Origin of the sequence: Sphingomicrobium aestuariivivum, assembly GCF_024721585.1 — a bacterium.
GTDB lineage: Bacteria > Pseudomonadota > Alphaproteobacteria > Sphingomonadales > Sphingomonadaceae > Sphingomicrobium > Sphingomicrobium aestuariivivum.
The window spans coordinates 2294076-2309311 of record NZ_CP102629.1 but is presented as its reverse complement, the minus strand read 5'-3'; the positions used below and the strand labels follow the sequence as shown (position 1 = coordinate 2309311).

At 66.9% G+C, this 15236-nt stretch carries 20 protein-coding genes; 6 read left to right on the top strand and 14 right to left on the bottom strand.

Annotated elements, in window-relative coordinates:
- Positions 1-26: 26 nt before the first annotated feature.
- The 11 genes from NUW81_RS11870 to NUW81_RS11820 form a co-directional block, all read right to left on the bottom strand.
- Positions 27-842: a pyrroline-5-carboxylate reductase family protein gene (locus NUW81_RS11870; RefSeq protein ID WP_245113552.1), complete on the bottom strand. Its 816-nt coding sequence runs from the start codon at positions 840-842 to the stop codon at positions 27-29.
- On the bottom strand, positions 839-1345 hold the full coding sequence (locus NUW81_RS11865) for a type III secretion system chaperone family protein (RefSeq protein WP_245113550.1): 507 nt from the start codon (positions 1343-1345) through the stop codon (positions 839-841). The genes NUW81_RS11870 and NUW81_RS11865 overlap by 4 nt, the downstream gene beginning before the upstream one ends.
- 2 nt (positions 1346-1347) lie before the next feature.
- Positions 1348-1629: an accessory factor UbiK family protein gene (locus tag NUW81_RS11860; protein ID WP_245113546.1), complete on the bottom strand. Its 282-nt coding sequence runs from the start codon at positions 1627-1629 to the stop codon at positions 1348-1350.
- A gap of 14 nt (positions 1630-1643) precedes the next feature.
- Positions 1644-2150, bottom strand: coding sequence for a TspO/MBR family protein (locus tag NUW81_RS11855; RefSeq protein WP_245113543.1), 507 nt, complete (start codon positions 2148-2150; stop codon positions 1644-1646).
- A complete protein-coding gene (locus NUW81_RS11850) occupies positions 2147-2887 on the bottom strand; it encodes a TlyA family RNA methyltransferase (protein WP_245113541.1) in 741 nt (246 codons plus the stop codon). The genes NUW81_RS11855 and NUW81_RS11850 overlap by 4 nt, the downstream gene beginning before the upstream one ends.
- A gap of 38 nt (positions 2888-2925) precedes the next feature.
- Entirely contained in the window at positions 2926-3522 is a 597-nt protein-coding gene (locus NUW81_RS11845; protein ID WP_245113539.1) for a hypothetical protein, read from the bottom strand.
- A gap of 115 nt (positions 3523-3637) precedes the next feature.
- Positions 3638-4717, bottom strand: coding sequence for an endonuclease/exonuclease/phosphatase family protein (locus tag NUW81_RS11840; RefSeq protein ID WP_245113537.1), 1080 nt, complete (start codon positions 4715-4717; stop codon positions 3638-3640).
- 46 nt (positions 4718-4763) lie between these two features.
- Positions 4764-5093, bottom strand: coding sequence for a diacylglycerol kinase (locus tag NUW81_RS11835; protein ID WP_245113534.1), 330 nt, complete (start codon positions 5091-5093; stop codon positions 4764-4766).
- Between the two features lie 50 nt (positions 5094-5143).
- A complete protein-coding gene (gene dxs, locus NUW81_RS11830) occupies positions 5144-7066 on the bottom strand; it encodes a 1-deoxy-D-xylulose-5-phosphate synthase (protein ID WP_245113532.1) in 1923 nt (640 codons plus the stop codon).
- Between the two features lie 61 nt (positions 7067-7127).
- Entirely contained in the window at positions 7128-7598 is a 471-nt protein-coding gene (locus NUW81_RS11825) for a Fur family transcriptional regulator (protein ID WP_245113529.1), read from the bottom strand.
- A gap of 58 nt (positions 7599-7656) precedes the next feature.
- Positions 7657-8025, bottom strand: coding sequence for a MerC domain-containing protein (locus NUW81_RS11820; RefSeq protein WP_245113527.1), 369 nt, complete (start codon positions 8023-8025; stop codon positions 7657-7659).
- Between the two features lie 155 nt (positions 8026-8180).
- Here NUW81_RS11820 and NUW81_RS11815 point away from each other — a divergent pair, with 155 nt between their 5' ends.
- The 6 genes from NUW81_RS11815 (at position 8181) to NUW81_RS11790 (ending at position 12391) form a co-directional block, all read left to right on the top strand.
- Complete coding sequence (locus NUW81_RS11815) at positions 8181-9227, top strand: COX15/CtaA family protein (protein ID WP_376741950.1); 1047 nt, start codon at positions 8181-8183, stop codon at positions 9225-9227.
- Positions 9224-9571 carry a divalent-cation tolerance protein CutA gene (gene cutA, locus NUW81_RS11810; RefSeq protein ID WP_245113525.1) on the top strand — a complete coding sequence of 116 codons (348 nt, stop codon included), beginning with the start codon at positions 9224-9226 and terminating at the stop codon, positions 9569-9571. Before NUW81_RS11815 ends, cutA begins: the two co-directional genes overlap by 4 nt.
- Before the next feature lie 149 nt (positions 9572-9720).
- Positions 9721-10200 (top strand): 50S ribosomal protein L13, encoded by a 480-nt coding sequence (rplM, locus tag NUW81_RS11805; RefSeq protein WP_245113523.1) that lies wholly within the window; start codon positions 9721-9723, stop codon positions 10198-10200.
- Positions 10200-10751 (top strand): 30S ribosomal protein S9, encoded by a 552-nt coding sequence (gene rpsI, locus NUW81_RS11800; RefSeq protein ID WP_245113522.1) that lies wholly within the window; start codon positions 10200-10202, stop codon positions 10749-10751. The genes rplM and rpsI overlap by 1 nt, the downstream gene beginning before the upstream one ends.
- A gap of 87 nt (positions 10752-10838) precedes the next feature.
- Positions 10839-11918: a serine hydrolase domain-containing protein gene (locus tag NUW81_RS11795; RefSeq protein WP_245113520.1), complete on the top strand. Its 1080-nt coding sequence runs from the start codon at positions 10839-10841 to the stop codon at positions 11916-11918.
- 86 nt (positions 11919-12004) lie between these two features.
- Positions 12005-12391 carry a hypothetical protein gene (locus tag NUW81_RS11790; RefSeq protein WP_260508505.1) on the top strand — a complete coding sequence of 129 codons (387 nt, stop codon included), beginning with the start codon at positions 12005-12007 and terminating at the stop codon, positions 12389-12391.
- Positions 12392-12394: 3 nt separating this feature from the next.
- Here NUW81_RS11790 and NUW81_RS11785 read toward each other — a convergent pair whose 3' ends face one another.
- Genes NUW81_RS11785 through NUW81_RS11775 form a run of 3 tightly spaced genes read right to left on the bottom strand, consistent with a single transcriptional unit; the run spans position 12395 to position 15233 of the window.
- Complete coding sequence (locus NUW81_RS11785; protein ID WP_245113516.1) at positions 12395-12667, bottom strand: DUF167 domain-containing protein; 273 nt, start codon at positions 12665-12667, stop codon at positions 12395-12397.
- Entirely contained in the window at positions 12667-14208 is a 1542-nt protein-coding gene (locus NUW81_RS11780; protein WP_245113513.1) for a DHA2 family efflux MFS transporter permease subunit, read from the bottom strand. Before NUW81_RS11780 ends, NUW81_RS11785 begins: the two co-directional genes overlap by 1 nt.
- On the bottom strand, positions 14205-15233 hold the full coding sequence (locus tag NUW81_RS11775; RefSeq protein WP_245113800.1) for an HlyD family secretion protein: 1029 nt from the start codon (positions 15231-15233) through the stop codon (positions 14205-14207). The genes NUW81_RS11780 and NUW81_RS11775 overlap by 4 nt, the downstream gene beginning before the upstream one ends.
- Between the last annotated feature and the right edge of the window lie 3 nt (positions 15234-15236).

Sequence of the window (15236 nt, the reverse complement as noted above, 5' to 3'; positions counted from 1 at the left end):
GGCGATTCCGGTCAATGCCGGCCGGCTCAGCCCCGCGCTTCTGCCGCCATTTCCTCGGTCCGGCGTCGCGCCGCGGCCACGGTGCGCGCGACGAGCTCGTCCATCCCGTTTTCGGCATCGAGCACGTCGAGCCCCGCCTGCGTCGAGCCGCCGGGACTGGCGACGCGCACCGCGAGGTCGGCCATCCCCTCCCCGCTCGAGCGCGCCATCAGGCCGGTGCCTGCCACCGTCTGGAGGGCGATGGCATGGGCCGTGTCAGCGTCGAGCCCGAGCGCCTCGGCCTGCTTGGCGAGCGCCGCGACGAACCGCGCGACATAAGCCGGCCCCGAGCCCGCGACCGTGCTGATCGCGGTGAGGTCGGCCTCGGCCTGGCCCCAGGGCGCCAGTCCGAGGTCACCGATCACATCGGAAATCTCCGCTTTCAGCGCCGCGTCGGCATCGTTGGAATAAAGCCCCGTCACCCCCTCCCCGTGACTGACGGGCAGGTTGGGCATCAGCCGCACGACCGCGCGTGCGTCCGGAAACAGGCGCCTGAGGCTGGCGCATTCGACGCCCGCGAGGATCGACAGGATCACCGCGCCCTTCGCCTTCGGCGCCAGCCGCTCGGCGACTTGCTCGACCTGATAGGGCTTGTGACCGAGCCAGACCCAGTCGGGATGCTCGTCGGGATAGTCGGTCGCGACGGTCACGCCCGGCACCTCGCGCCCCGAGGGCGAGATGGCGGTCAGCTTCGACAGGTCGCGGCCGGCGCGGACCCAGCCCGCGACCATTGCCCCGCCCATGTTGCCGCAGCCGACGAACCAGCCCGGCGGCATCGCCTTGCCCGAGCCGCCGAGGCTCACGCCTCGCCCGCCGTGTCGATGAGTGCCGCCTCGATGGCCTCGGACGGCGACTTGCCGCCCCACAGGACGAACTGGAAGACGGGGAAGAAGCGTTCGCACTCCTCGAGCGCCGCCTCGCTCGTGCCCTCGGCCTCCTCGAGGCTGAGCTGGCCACTGTTGTCGACGAGTATGGCGTGGCGGAAGGCAATGACGCCCGGCCCCTGCCAATATTCGAAATGCCCCATCCACAGCTGCTCGTTGATCAGCCCGATGGTCTCGTAGATCTCCGATTTCTTGTCGGTGACGACCTTGATGTCGGGGAAAGCGAGGAACTGGAGCACGCTGTCATCGGCGCGCCAGACCGCGCGCAGTTCGTACTGCGACCACGAACCGCTCGCCGAGGCAATGACCTCGCCCTCGCCGATCCGTTCGGACGCCCAACCGCGGGCGCGGAAATAGGCCTCGAAAATCTCGACCGGCGCATCTTCCTCGCGCGGGGTGACGGAGCGTTCCTCGGTCATCATGCTCACTTCTTGGGCGCGGGCTTCTTCTTGGGCGCGGGCGCAGCCTTGGTGGCTTCCATCGCGTCGAGGCGCGCCTTCAGAAGCTCGTTCTCCTCGCGCGCCTTGATCGCCATCGCCTTGACCGCTTCGAACTCGTCGCGGCTGACCATGTCGTCCGACCCGACGAGGTCGCGCAGCTTGTCCTTCACCCCCGCTTCGGCCTCGCGACCCATGCCCGCCACCGTGCCGGCCATGCCGTTCACCACCTTGGCGAGATCGTCGAAAAACTTGTTCTGGCTCTGCATCTCTACTCGTCCTGCTATCCGAACAGGGGCTCGGAGACCCCGGGGTTCAGTTCCACAATCGCGCTGTTGAGCGTGAAGGCGAAGATCAGCCACAGCAAATAGGGCACCATCAGCCATCCGGCTAGGGGGCGAATACGGAAGAAACGTCCTGCCGCGAGCGCCGCAATGACGAGGATGGCGGCAAGATGCCACTTGGCAACCTCGATCGCATGCGCGCCGAAGAAAACGTAGCTCCACGCGAAATTGAGCGCGAGCTGGATGACGAACAAGGCGATCGCCGCGTCGCGCTTGGGCGTCTTGGGGCTGGCAAGGATCATCGAGATCGCCACGCCGAGCAGCGCGTAGAGGATCGGCCAGACGATACCGAAGAGGTAATTGGGCGGCTGGAAGGCGGGTTTCTCGAGGTCCCGATACCATTCGTCGGGCCCGAAACCGATGCCCGAGGCGCTCCCGCCGATGACGATCAGCGGGACAAAGAGGATCGCATATTTCCACCACGGACGGCTGGGTTTCTCGATCATGCATCTTCCTTTCGTGCGCCGAGCAGGAACTCGACATTGCCTTCGGGGCCCGTGATCGGGCTTTTCTCGACGCCCAATAGGCGCCAACCCTTGCTTTCGACCCAATTCGCCGCCTCGTCGCACACGCGCCGGTGCACGGCAGGGTCACGGACGACGCCGCCCTTGCCGACCTCGGCGCGTCCCGCCTCGAACTGCGGTTTGACAAGCACGACGGCCCAGGCGCCGGGTCTCGCGAGGTCGAGCGCGGCGTCGAGCACCTTGTGCAGCGCGATGAAGCTGGCGTCGCACACGACGATGTCGGGCGCCTCGGTGATGATGTCGCTCGTCAACGTTCGCGCGTTGGTCTGTTCGTGGACGCTGACACGCTCGTCCGAGCGCAGCTTCCACGCCAGCTGGTTGGTGCCGACATCCACCGCGAACACTTTCGCGGCCCCACGCGTGAGCAGCACATCGGTGAACCCGCCCGTGGACGAGCCAACGTCGAGCGCGGTCATGCCGGTCACGTCCACCTCGAAATGGTCGAGGCCGTGATCGAGCTTGATGCCCCCGCGGCTGACCCACGGATGCTCGCGCCCACGCACTTCCAGCGTGGCGTCTTCCTTGAGCTGTTCGCCCGCCTTCTCGATCTTGCGCTCGGCGGTATAGACATAGCCCGACAGGATATAGGCCTGTGCCTTCGTCCGGGTCTCGGCGAGCCCGCGAGCGACGAGCAGCTGGTCAGCGCGTATCTTGGCCATCGCCCTCCCCTTGGCGGCGCGGGCCCGCGCCTGTCAACTCAGAGCCTCAAGCCCCGCCCCGTGCCGAATCCGACCGTATGGCGGCGTCCCTCGGCATCGCGGCTCACCTCGCGGCGCTTGAAGCGACCCGCCCGCTTGGCGAGCCGGAAGTTGCGCTCCGCCGCCGCCGCCACCTCGTCCACCGTGCAGTCGAGATCATCGGTGCGGATACCGAAATTGCCCCAGCCGAAGATGCGCGACACGCCCACGGCGCGGCTCCCCCCGCCATGCGGCGGATCGTGCAGCGCGAACAGAACCGCCTCGCCATCGCCCGCGCCCAGCACTTTCACGTCCTCCACCTCGTTCCAGCTGAACTCGCTGTCCTTGTAGGCAGGGTAGAAGAAGCCCTCGGCGTGGATGCGCAGCCCCAACCTGCGGTTCGAGGGACGCAGGATGAGCGCGATGGCGACCATGACAGTGACGGGCAGCGCGAGCAGGCCCCACAGGATGAGCCCCGTGACCGGCGGCTGGCCGAACAGCCCCGCAAGCCATCCCGCAATCGGCACCGCCGCCAGCGCGAGCGGCAGCTGCCAGCGCGGATGGGTGCTCAGCGTCCTGGCTTCCAGCGTGATCGGTTCGGTTGGCAGCTCGCTCATGTTGGATGCTGTCCTGCCGCAAATTCCCTAAGAGGCGATGAGCGTAAAGGCGATCCGCGGCGACCGGAAGGTGCGCCCGCTCGATGCCACGGGTTCGGCACCTTCATGACGGACACTAATATTTCTTGCCATCGACCTCGGTCGCCTCTTCCTCGCGCCCTTCCTGCAATTGCTCGCTCGCTTCGGCTTCGGCCTCGCTGTCGGCATCGCGCGCCAGTAGCCGCTCTTCCGCATCGCGCACGAGGCAGACAGTGAATCTTACGGGAAAATGGTCGGAACCGATATGCTCCAGCCGGTCCATCTCGACCAACCCCCAATGCGGCGAGAGAAACATGTGATCCAGCGGCCAGCGCATCATCGGCCAATTGGCGTTGAAGGTCGGCATCAGGCGACGGCCGACGCGGGGATCCCTGCTTCCCGAAACCTCGAGGAACAACTTGGTCGTCCTGGACCAGGCGACATCGTTCAGATCGCCGAGGATGATGGACGCACCACCCTCGTCACGCGCCTCCCGTCCGACCAGAACCAGTTCGGCATCGCGCTCGCCGGTATCGTCGCCGGGACGGGGCGGTTCGGGGTGAATGGCATAAAGGATGATCTCGCTTCCATCGCGCATGGTGACCCGCGCGTCGATCGAGGGGATGTCGTCCTGAACGCGATATTTCACCTCCCCGGTCATCGGGAGGCGCGAATAGAGGTGCATGCCGTAACTGTTCTCGAGCGGCACGGCGATGCGATAGGGATAGGCCTCGTGCAGCGGGCGCATTGCCTCCTGCCACGCCGCATCGCTCTCGGTCAGCAGGATGAGGTCGACCTGCTCGGCCTCTGCCACGCGCAACATCGCGGGATAATCCTCGTTCTCGATCAGCACATTGGCGCCCAGCATGGATAGCTGCTTGTCCGGGGCGCAATTGTCCGCGCCGGCGACCTCGTTGGGGTAGAGCCACAGGAACCGGGCGGCGTGGAGAAACTGCCAGGCCGTCGCGACGAGCAGCACCGAAAAGACAAACAGCGACCGTCCGCGCCGGATGTCCGGCGTGAGGATCGCGTAGAGAAAGGCGACGACGAGACCTGCAACACCCAGTTGCATGCGCGGATAGTCGAAGATGCGGATGAACCACAGGTCCGTCTGCCAGGCGGGCAGGAAGGCGACCAGTGCGAGCAGCAGGCCCAGCGCACCCAGGCCGTGGATCACCCAGCGGCGCCACCCGAGATAATGAGGCAAGACGCGGCGCTCGCCGCTATCCATCGACCAGAGCCGCGATGTGCGGGACGAACACCACCGCGCCAATGGCCGCCGCCGTCAGGCTGGCGAGGAACACCGAGGTCGAGGCGACATCCTTGGCCTTACCGATCAGGGGATGGTGCTCGAGCGTGACGGCATCGGCAAGCCGCTCGATCGCCGTGTTGACGGCCTCGGCGAACCAGACCAGCCCGATCATGATCACGATCAGCGCCCATTCCCATCGCGCAAGACCGAGCGCGAGCGCGGCGAGCAGGGTCGCGATGCTGGTGACGGCATGGAAGCGTGTCGTCGGCTCCTCGGCCCAGAGCGTCTTCAGCCCCTTCAAGGCGAAGGTGAAGGCTTTCAGCCGTCCGGCAATGGTGAAGCGCGCGTCGCTCAGGCGACCACTCCTTCGTCGCGCACGTCGTTGCGCTTGAGGGCCGTCAGCACGGTCTCGACGATGTCGGGCGCGGTGAGACCGGCCTCTTCATACTGCTTGTCGGGCGCGTCCTGGTCCTGGAAAGTGTCGGGCAGGCGCATGGTGCGGATCTTGAGGCCCGCATCGGTCAGCCCCGCATCGGACGCCATCGTCAGCACATGTGCACCGAAACCGCCCACCGCCGCTTCCTCGATGGTCACCGCGACTTCGTGGCGCGACAGGAGGTCGCGGATCAGCGCCTCGTCGAGCGGCTTGGCAAAGCGCAGGTCGGCGATGGTGACGCTGAGGCCCTTGGCCTCGAGCTGCGCGGCAGCCTTATGGCACTCCTCGAGGCGGGTGCCGAGGTTGAGGAGCGCGACGGTCTTGCCTTCCTTGACGATGCGGCCCTTGCCGATCTCGAGGAGCTGTGGCTGCGCGGGGATCTCGACCCCCGTGCCCGCGCCGCGCGGATAGCGAACCGCGATGGGGCCATCGTCATAATGCGCCATGGTGTGGACCATGTGCGTGAGCTCGGCCTCGTCCGAGGCCGCCATCACCACGAAATTGGGCAGCGTGCAGAGATAGGCGAGGTCGAAGCTGCCCGCATGGGTGCAGCCGTCGGCGCCGACGAGACCGGCGCGGTCCATCGCGAAACGCACGGGCAAATTCTGGATCGCCACGTCATGGACGACCTGGTCATAGGCGCGCTGGAGGAAGGTCGAATAGATGGCGCAGAAAGGCTTGTGCCCCTGTGCGGCGAGGCCCGCGGCAAAGCAGACCGCATGCTGCTCGGCGATACCGACGTCGAACATCCGGTCGGGGAAGGCTTTCTCGAAGGCGTCCATGCCGGTGCCGGACGGCATGGCGGCGGTGATGCCGACGATCTTCTCGTCCTTCTCGGCCTCGGCGATGAGCGCGTTGGCGAAGACCTTGGTGTAGCTCGGCGGGCCGCCGGACGACTTCTTCTGCTCGCCCGACACGACGTCGAACTTGGCCACGCCATGATATTTGTCGGCGGCATTTTCGGCGGGCTCGTAACCCTTGCCCTTCACGGTGCGGGCATGGACGAGGATCGGGCCTTCCTCGGCGTCGCGGACGTTCTCGAGGATGTCGACAAGCGTCTCGATGTCATGGCCGTCGACGGGGCCGACATAATAGAAGCCCAGTTCCTCGAACAGCGTGCCGCCGGTGACCATGCCGCGGGCATATTCCTCGGCCTTGGACGCGCTCTTGTGGACGCGCTTGGAAATACGGCGGATGAGGCGCGAGGCGAAGTCGCGCACGCCGAGATAGGCTTCGCTCGACACCAGCCGCGCGAGATAATGCGACAGGCCGCCGACGGGCGGCGCGATCGACATGTCATTGTCATTGAGAATGACGACGAGGCGGTTACCCGCCTGCTCGGCATTGTTCATGGCCTCATAAGCGAGGCCCGCGCTCATCGAACCATCGCCGATCACCGCGATGGCGCGGCCCGGGCGGTCGGCAAGCTTGTTGGCGACGGCAAAGCCGACACCCGCCGAAATGGAGGTCGACGAGTGCGCCGCGCCGAAGGGGTCATATTCGCTCTCGGCACGCTTGGTGAAGCCCGAAAGCCCCCCGCCCTGGCGGATGGTGCGGATGCGGTCGCGCCGCCCCGTGACGATCTTGTGCGGGTAGCATTGATGGCCAACGTCCCAGATCAGCCGGTCGTCGGGCGTGTCGAAGACATAATGGATCGCCACCGTCAGCTCGACCACGCCGAGCCCCGAACCGAGATGCCCGCCCGAGGTCGAGACGGCATCGACCATCTCTGCCCGCAGCTCGTCGGACAATTGCCGCAGCTGGCTCTTGTCGAGCTTTCGGATGTCGGAAGGATAGTGGACCGTGTCCAGCAGCGGGGTGTCGGGGCGTGTGCTCATGGGTCCATTCCTAACGCCCCTGTAAGGACGTGTCATCAGCCTAAAAGGACCGACTAAAGGCTTAGTCGCCGCAGTCCTCGCAAGTGCCGCGCACCTCGATCACGGGGCGTTTGGGCTTGAAGCCCGTGCCCGCGGCGGCATCGCGCACGCCGCCCGAGATGGCGTCATTGTCGAGATGGGTCGCCTTGCCGCAATCGTCGCAGATCAGGAAGATGCAGTCGTGCAGGCAGCCCGGATGCTCGTTGGCGACATAGGCGTTGGCGCTTTCGACGCGGGCGGCAAGGTTCGTGCCGACGAACAGGTCGAGGATGCGATAGACACTGTTGGCCGCGACCCGCTTGCCGCGCGCCTGCCCGACCTTTTCGGCGATATCATAGGCCGATGCGGGTTGGTCGAAGGTGGCGAGCGCATCGAACACGGCAGCGCGCATGTCGGTCCACTGCTCGCCCTTTTCGACCATCTGCGCCCGCGCGGCTTCGCGCAGGTCATTGCCATGATGGGCGTGGTGGTGATGTGCATGCTTCTCGGCCATGACGCCTAGATAAGCGCTCGCCGTGCCTGCCGCAAGCGATCCGGCTCGTCGCGCGTGCCTAGTCGCGTGCCATGTCGTTGAGGCGGTGGCCGAGCGCGAGGATACCGACGCCGACCATGGTGGCGACAAGCTCGGTGCCGTCATGCGGCAGGGTCAGCGCCCCGCCCATCACGCCGAGCCCCAGCCCGCCGACCGCGCTCGGCATCATATAGCCATGTTCGCGGATGCCGCGGCCAAGCGCCACGGTGCCGAGCAGCATGGCGACCGCCAGCCCGCCTTCATGGATGATTTCCGAGCCGAGCAGGCCGCCCGCGCTCGCCAGCGTCGCCACCAATACGGCGGTCGCGAGGCAGTGCATTAGGCACAGCCCCGACAGGCCGATGGCCAGGCGGTCGAGAGTCGCGGGTTGGCGCAGGATCGCGTTCATGGCCCCGCATATAGGCAGCAGGGGTTAAAGAGACAATATCACATCGCATCAAAAGGCGAATTTTTCCGACGAACGGCGTTTTCGCCCATATCGCCGGGGGCTAAGCCCTTGGTTCCCCTTTTCTATCGCATCGTTTCGCGGCATAGCGCGCGGCCATGAACATGGACCGTCCGCTTACCGCGCCGCAGGGCGCTACGATCCGCCCCGTCGCCATCGCCAACTGGCTGATGGCGGTGGCCGGCCTCGTCTTCCTCATGGTCGTCGTCGGCGGCATCACCCGCCTGACCGAAAGCGGCCTTTCGATTACCCGCTGGGACCTCGTCACCGGCACCCTGCCGCCGATGAGCGAGGCGGCCTGGGAAGAGCAGTTCGCGCTCTACCGCCAGACCCCCGAATATATCGAGATCAACGGCCCCGCGGGCATGACGCTCTCCAGCTACAAGTTCATCTATTTCTGGGAGTGGTTCCACCGCCTTCTCGGCCGCCTCGTCGGTCTCGCCTTCGCCGTCCCGCTGGCGTGGTTCTGGATTCGCAAGGCCATCCCCAAGGGCTACAAGCCGCGCCTCCTCGCGCTCCTCGCGCTGGGTGCCAGCCAGGGCGCGCTTGGCTGGTTCATGGTCCAGTCGGGTCTCGTCGACCGCACCGACGTCTCGCACTTCCGCCTCTCGGCGCACCTCCTCACCGCCCTGTTCATCCTTGCCGGCCTCGTCTGGACCGCGCTCGACCTGCGCCAGCTCGCCAAGGGCGACACCGTCCCCGCGCGTCTCACCGGCCTGTCGATCGGCGTCAGCCTCATCCTCTTCGTCCAGCTGCTGCTCGGCGCGTGGGTGGCGGGGCTCGATGCGGGCTATATCACCACCGAATGGCCGCTGATGAACGACGCGATCTGGCCCGCCGGCATCGACTGGGCGATGGGGCCGCTCTACGCGCTCACCCACGACCCCTTCCTCATTCACTGGCTGCACCGCTGGTGGGCGTGGGTGGCGGTCGCCGCGCTGATCGTGCTGGCGCGACGCGTGAAGCCCCTCGACCGCCGCGCCTCGATCGCCATCCACTCGGCCTTCGGCATCCAGATCCTGCTCGGCATCGCTACCGTGATGAGCGGCATGAACATCGTCCTTGCCGCCAGCCACCAGGCCGTCGGAGCGCTGCTCGTCGGCGCCGTCGCCTGGGGCGCGCATATCGTAGGGACAGCCCGATGATCGACCGCCAGCCCGTCTCGGTTTTCATCATGTGTTCGGCGCTCGGCGAGGCGCAGGAGATCGCGCGCACCCTCGTCGAGGAACGCCATGCCGCCTGCTGCAACATCCTCGGGCAGGCCAAGTCGATCTATCGGTGGGAAGGCCAGATCGAGACGGGCGCCGAATTCCCCGTGATCGCCAAGACGACGATGGACTGCACCGACGCGCTCATCGCGCGGGTGAAAGACCTCCACGGCTTCTCGGTCCCCGCCATCACCGTCTGGCCGATCGCCAAGGCACCGGGCGACTATCACGACTGGATCCTCGAGAATTCGGGACCGGCCGACCCCGTGACGATCGCCTGAAACGGGCCAGGCCGCACAGGCGCGGTATCATATTACCCGCCAGCAACCATGCGGATTGCTTGACTTAATCGGGTGAAATCGTCATTAGCGCGCCCAACGGCATGGGTTCGTCCCCGTGCCTTTCGTATTTTTCAACGGGAGATCAGGCCATGAAGGCGCTGATGAAGACCACCAAGCCGGCCAAGCCGGCCGAGGTCGAGAAGAAATGGCACATCATTGATGCCGAAAACCTGGTCGTCGGCCGTCTCGCCGCGATCATCGCCAACCACATCCGTGGCAAGCACAAGCCGAGCTTCACGCCGCACGTCGATTGCGGCGACCATGTCGTCGTGATCAACGCCGACAAGGTCCGCTTCACCTCGGACAAGGCGAACACCAAGACCTATTACAAGCACACCGGCTATGCCGGCGGCATCAAGGAAACCACGCCGGCGAAGATCCTCGAAGGCAAGTTCCCCGAGCGCGTGCTTGAGAAGGCCGTGAAGAACATGGTTCCCCGTGGCCCGCTGGGCCGTGCGGTCATGAAGAACCTTCATCTCTACAACGGCACCGAGCATCCGCACGGTGGCCAGAACCCCGAAACGCTCGACGTCGCGTCGATGAGCCGCAAGAACAAGGTGGGTGCGTAATGGCTGACGAAAAGAAGGGTCTCGAGGACCTCAAGGACCTGACCAAGGGCCAGCAGGGCACGACCAAGGAAGAAACCGTCACCGCTCCGGAAGCGGTCGAAGGCGAAACCGTCGAAGCACCGGTCGTCGAGGAAGCGCCGCTGCGCGAGCAGGAGCTCGACCAGTATGGCCGCGCCTACGCCACCGGTCGCCGCAAGGACGCGGTCGCCCGCGTCTGGGTCAAGCCGGGTTCGGGCAAGATCACCATCAACGGCCGCGACCAGGCCGTCTACTTCGCGCGTCCGACGCAGCGTCTCGTCATCAACCAGCCTTTCGGTATCACCGATCGTGCCGGCCAGTATGACGTGATCGCCACCGTCAAGGGCGGCGGCCTTTCGGGCCAGGCCGGCGCGGTGCTGCACGGCATCGCCCAGGCGCTCGCCAAGTACGAGCCGGCGCTGCGCACCACCGTCAAGCGCGCGGGCTTCCTGACCCGCGACAGCCGCGTGGTCGAGCGTAAGAAGTACGGCCGTGCGAAGGCACGTCGTTCGTTCCAGTTCTCGAAGCGCTAAGAGCTTCCGACAGGAACAACCGAATTGGGGCGGTGCCGAAAGGCGCCGCCCTTTTTCTTTGCGCCTCTCGGGCCTAGGCTTTGTCGCATGAAGATGCTGCTCCCCGCCGCGCTCGCCGCCGCCACGCTCGCCCAGCCCCTTGCCGCAAAGCCCGCCGCGACGGAGGCAGCCGCCACCCATGTGCTGCCCGACGAGGCCGCGGTACGCGCCGCGCTCGACCCGCTGGTCGCGCCCTATCCCGGTATGGCGATCGCGGTTGCCATCATCGGCCCGGGCGGCGACACCACCCTCTTCCACGCCCCCGCTACCGGTTATGACGGCGCCACCCGCTTCGAGATCGGCTCGGTGACGAAGAGCATGACCGGCATGCTCCTCGCGTTGCTCACCGCCGAGGGCACGGTCTCGCTTGACGATCCGGTCAACCGCTATTTGCCATCCGACCACCAGCTACCCGACGGCGGGGACGGCCGCGCGATCACCCTCGGCGACCTGTCGCGCCACCGCAGCGGGCTGCCGCGCATGCCCGCCGACTTCCTCCCCGCGCAGCCCTACAATCCCTACGCCACCTATGACGATGCGGCGCTGCTCGCCTCGATCGATGCGACCGACGCGCTCGACAGCGCGCCCGGCAGCACCGTCGCCTACAGCAATTTCGGCGTGGCGATCCTTGGTCTCGCGCTCGAGCGCGCCACCGGCACGCCCTACGCCGAGCTTCTCGAACAGCGCCTGTTCGGCCCGCTCGGCATGACCGCCGTCCTCGGCGACAGCGACGATGCCCCGCTCGCGCAGCCGCATGGCGCCATCCACAATGTCCAGTCCGACTGGGACCTCGGCGCGATGGGACCTGCGGGGGGCGCGCGCGCGACCATCGGCGACATGGCACGCTTCGCCCGCCTCTATCTCGACCGCCCCGCGCCCTTCGATGCCGCCATCCCCCTCCTCTTCGAAGGGGCCGCGAGCGACGGCCTCGGCCTCTTCCGCCGCCGCTTCGGCGACCGCGAGATCGTCTGGCACAATGGCGCCACCGGTGGCTCCCGCTCGATGATGGCGCTCGATCCCGATCGCGGCGAAGCCGTCGTCGTCATGATCAACAGCCACGCCGGCACCGGCCCAGAGGATCTTGCGCTGCACTTCCTCCTCGGCCGAGCGCTGCCCGACACCGAATAGCACCGCCATTGGTCGAAAGGCGTGGCGCGCCCCTTGTGGCGAAGGCACCCCCTCCCCACGTCGCCTGTCGACCCAATGAGGAGACAATGATGACCCGTTTCGCACCGCTCGCCGCCGCTGCCATGATGCTCGCGGCGCCCGCGCTTGCCGACGATCATGACGACACCATCGGCACCTGGGCCGGAAATCTCGAGCTTGGCGAGCAGGACCTGCGGGTCATTTTCGTGTTCACGGACGAGGACGAGGACGGCACGCTCGAAGGCGTCGCCTACAGCCCCGACCAGACCGACATGCCGCTGCCCGTGGGCAGCGTCGCGCTGGCGGACGACGTGCTGACGGTGAACATCCCGCAGGTCGGCGCGACCTATCAGGGCACATGGGACGGCGAGGCCTTTGCCGGCACTTTCAGCCAGGGCGGCGCGCAGCTGCCGCTGACGCTGGAAAGCTCGGACTGGACGCCGGCCGCCGAATAGCCGCTAGAGTGCCCGCGTCGCCGGTTCGGCGGTCGCGGGTACTTCGACCCGCTTCAACCGGCTCGTCTCGCCCGCCACAACGCGCACCGCGCCCTTCGGCACGCCCAGCGCCTTGGCGAGCGTCACGCACAATTCCTTGTTCGCCTTGCCATCCTCGGGCGGCGCGGCGACGCGCACCTCGAGCCGCTCCTCCCCCGCCGCATCGCGGCGCCAGCCCAAGATTCCCGGCTTCTTCGCCTTGGGCGTGACCCGGACCGCGATGACGCAATCGTCCATCAGTCGGCCATCGCCAGCGCCGGCGATCCCTCGCCCCGCTGTGCCTTCGACAAGGGCTTGAGCAAGAGCACGAGCGGCATCGCCGCCAGCGTCAGCCACATCATGATCTGGAAATCGTCGAGATAGGCGATGAAGGCCGCCTGCCGGTTGATCTCGGCATCGAGCAGCACGGTTGCCGTGGCCGGATCGAGCCCCTGCGCGCCGGCCACCTGGTCGGTCAGGCGCGGCAGCACGCGCTCGTCCACCTGCGCCGCCATGTCGGCATGGGCGACCTGGATGTTGCGCGCGAGCAAGGTCGCGACAAGGCTGATGCCGACCGACCCGCCGATGTTGCGAAACAGGTTGAGGACACTCGCCGCATCGGTGCGCAGCCGCGGCGCCAGCGTGGCGAAGGCAAGGCTCTGCATGGTCACGAAGACGATCCCCAGCCCGAAGCCCTGTACCAGCCCCGACCAGATGATCGGCCCGCGTCCCATCTCGATGGCGAAGCCCGTCATCATGTGCATCGACCAGGCCATCAGCGCCATGCCGCCCAGCACCAGCAGGCGCAGGTCGACCAGGCCGACGAGCCGCCCGGTGATGAGCATCGACACGAGGATGCCCACACCGCGCGGCATGGTCAGGAAGCCCGACTGGAGCACCGAATAGCCATAGAGCTTCTGGAGAAGCGGCGGCAGCAGCGCGAGGCCGGCGAGAAGCAGCACGCCCGTCACCACCATGAACAGGAGCCCGATCGAGAAATTGCGGTCGGCGAACATCTCGCGCTCGAACAGCGTCTCGCGCCCCATCACCGTGTGGACGATGAACATCCAGCCCGCGCCGACGAACAGCCCCGCCTCGATCCAGATCTCCACGCTCTCGAACCAGTCGAGCTGGTGCCCGCGCTCGAGCAGGAGCTGGAGGCTGGCGATCGACAGACCGAGGAGCGCGAAGCCGAGCACGTCGAACTTGCGCCGCGCCTTGCCGTTCTCGGGCAGGTAGCGGACCAGCATCATCGTCGTCACCACGCCGATCGGCAGGTTGACGAGGAATACCCAGCGCCAGTCGAAACTGTCGGTCAGCCAGCCGCCGAGCACGGGCCCGAGGATCGGGCCGATCATGATGCCGCCGCCGAACAGCGCCATCGCGCGGGCGTGCCGTTCGGGCGGGTTGATGTCGAACAGGGTTGCCTGCGCCAGCGGCACGAGGAAGGCGCCCGTTGCCCCCTGGATGATGCGGAACAATACCATTTCGGGCAGCGAGGTCGCGACCGCGCACAGCACGCTGGCGACGGTGAAGCCGATGGTGGAAACGATGAGCAGCTCGCGCCGCCCGACCCGTTCGGCGAGCCAGCCCGCGATCGGCAGGGCGATGGCGGCGGCGACGATATAGCTCGTCAGCACCCAGTTGACCGATTCCTGCGTCGCCCCGAGGCTCGCCTGCATGTGCGGCAGCGCCACATTGGCGATCGTGGTGTCGAGCACCTGGATCAGCACCGCCAGCATGACGGCGACCGTCACCGCCATGCGGCGGCCGGCGGGCATGTCCTCGTGGGTGGTCACTCGGCCAGCTCGACCTCGACTTCGACCGACAGCCCCGCGATCATGTCACGCGCGGGCGCTTCGTCGAAGGCGATGCGGACGGGCACGCGCTGCGTCGTCTTGACCCAGTTGCCGTTAGCGTTCTGCGCGGGCAGGACCGAAAATTCGCTCCCCGTCCCGGCGCCGATGGTCTCGACATGGCCCTTCACGACAAGGCCCGGATAGGCATCGAAGCGCACGGTGGCGGGCAGGCCCGTGGTCATGCGGGAAAGATCGCCTTCCTTGAAATTGGCCTCGACCCAGGCCGTGTCGTCACGGACGATCGACATCAGCCCGACCCCCGGGATGACCGACTGCCCGGGCAGCACCTTCTGCGACTTGGTAACGACGCCCGAAATCGGCGCGCGGACCATGCCGTAGCGAAGGTTGAGCCGCGCCTGTTCGATCGCCGCCTTGGCCGCCGCCACCTGCGGCTGCTCGCCCGGTGCCAGCGCGGCGCTCGCATTGGCGGCGCGCGCACGGGCATCGGCCAGCGCATTTTCGGCCACCGCGACCGCATTGGCCGCTTCCTCATAGGCCGCCTTGGTGGTGAAGCCGCGCTCGAGCAGCGCTGCCTGCCGGTCGAACGCGCTGCGCCGAACCGCCAGCGTGGCCTTTGCGCCCTCGATATCGGCGCCGGTGCCCGCGGCCACCACGCCGAGCTGGCGCGTCTGCAGCTGCGCCGCGGCAAGCTGCGCCTCGGCCTGCATCAGCGCGATGCGCGCCGGCTCGGGGTCGATGCGGAACAGGGGCTCGCCCGCCTCGACATGCTGCCCTTCGGTGACGAACACTTCGACCACCGGCCCCGCGACCTGCGCGCTGACCGAGACGATGTCCTGCTTCACATAGGCATTGTCGGTCGACACGGTCTTGCCGCCCGTCAGCCAGAAGAACAGCCCCGCGGCGACCATCGCCAGCGGCACGATCAGCATCAGCACGGCCTTGAGGCGCCCCTTCGTCGCGGGGCGGGTTTCTTCGGCGGCCAATTCCGCCTCGATATCGGTCATCTT

Bases quoted from the DNA above. Each gene is read 5' to 3' on its own strand.
- NUW81_RS11865 (WP_245113550.1), bottom strand. From the start codon at position 1,345: ATGATGACCGAGGAACGCTCCGTCACCCCGCGCGAGGAAGATGCGCCG.
- NUW81_RS11860 (WP_245113546.1), bottom strand. From the start codon at position 1,629: ATGCAGAGCCAGAACAAGTTTTTCGACGATCTCGCCAAGGTGGTGAAC.
- NUW81_RS11855 (WP_245113543.1), bottom strand. From the start codon at position 2,150: ATGATCGAGAAACCCAGCCGTCCGTGGTGGAAATATGCGATCCTCTTT.
- NUW81_RS11850 (WP_245113541.1), bottom strand. From the start codon at position 2,887: ATGGCCAAGATACGCGCTGACCAGCTGCTCGTCGCTCGCGGGCTCGCC.
- NUW81_RS11845 (WP_245113539.1), bottom strand. From the start codon at position 3,522: ATGAGCGAGCTGCCAACCGAACCGATCACGCTGGAAGCCAGGACGCTG.
- dxs (WP_245113532.1), bottom strand. From the start codon at position 7,066: ATGAGCACACGCCCCGACACCCCGCTGCTGGACACGGTCCACTATCCT.
- NUW81_RS11825 (WP_245113529.1), bottom strand. From the start codon at position 7,598: ATGGCCGAGAAGCATGCACATCACCACCACGCCCATCATGGCAATGAC.
- NUW81_RS11820 (WP_245113527.1), bottom strand. From the start codon at position 8,025: ATGAACGCGATCCTGCGCCAACCCGCGACTCTCGACCGCCTGGCCATC.
- NUW81_RS11815 (WP_376741950.1), top strand. From the start codon at position 8,181: ATGAACATGGACCGTCCGCTTACCGCGCCGCAGGGCGCTACGATCCGC.
- cutA (WP_245113525.1), top strand. From the start codon at position 9,224: ATGATCGACCGCCAGCCCGTCTCGGTTTTCATCATGTGTTCGGCGCTC.
- rplM (WP_245113523.1), top strand. From the start codon at position 9,721: ATGAAGGCGCTGATGAAGACCACCAAGCCGGCCAAGCCGGCCGAGGTC.
- rpsI (WP_245113522.1), top strand. From the start codon at position 10,200: ATGGCTGACGAAAAGAAGGGTCTCGAGGACCTCAAGGACCTGACCAAG.
- NUW81_RS11795 (WP_245113520.1), top strand. From the start codon at position 10,839: ATGAAGATGCTGCTCCCCGCCGCGCTCGCCGCCGCCACGCTCGCCCAG.
- NUW81_RS11790 (WP_260508505.1), top strand. From the start codon at position 12,005: ATGATGACCCGTTTCGCACCGCTCGCCGCCGCTGCCATGATGCTCGCG.
- NUW81_RS11785 (WP_245113516.1), bottom strand. From the start codon at position 12,667: ATGGACGATTGCGTCATCGCGGTCCGGGTCACGCCCAAGGCGAAGAAG.
- NUW81_RS11775 (WP_245113800.1), bottom strand. From the start codon at position 15,233: ATGACCGATATCGAGGCGGAATTGGCCGCCGAAGAAACCCGCCCCGCG.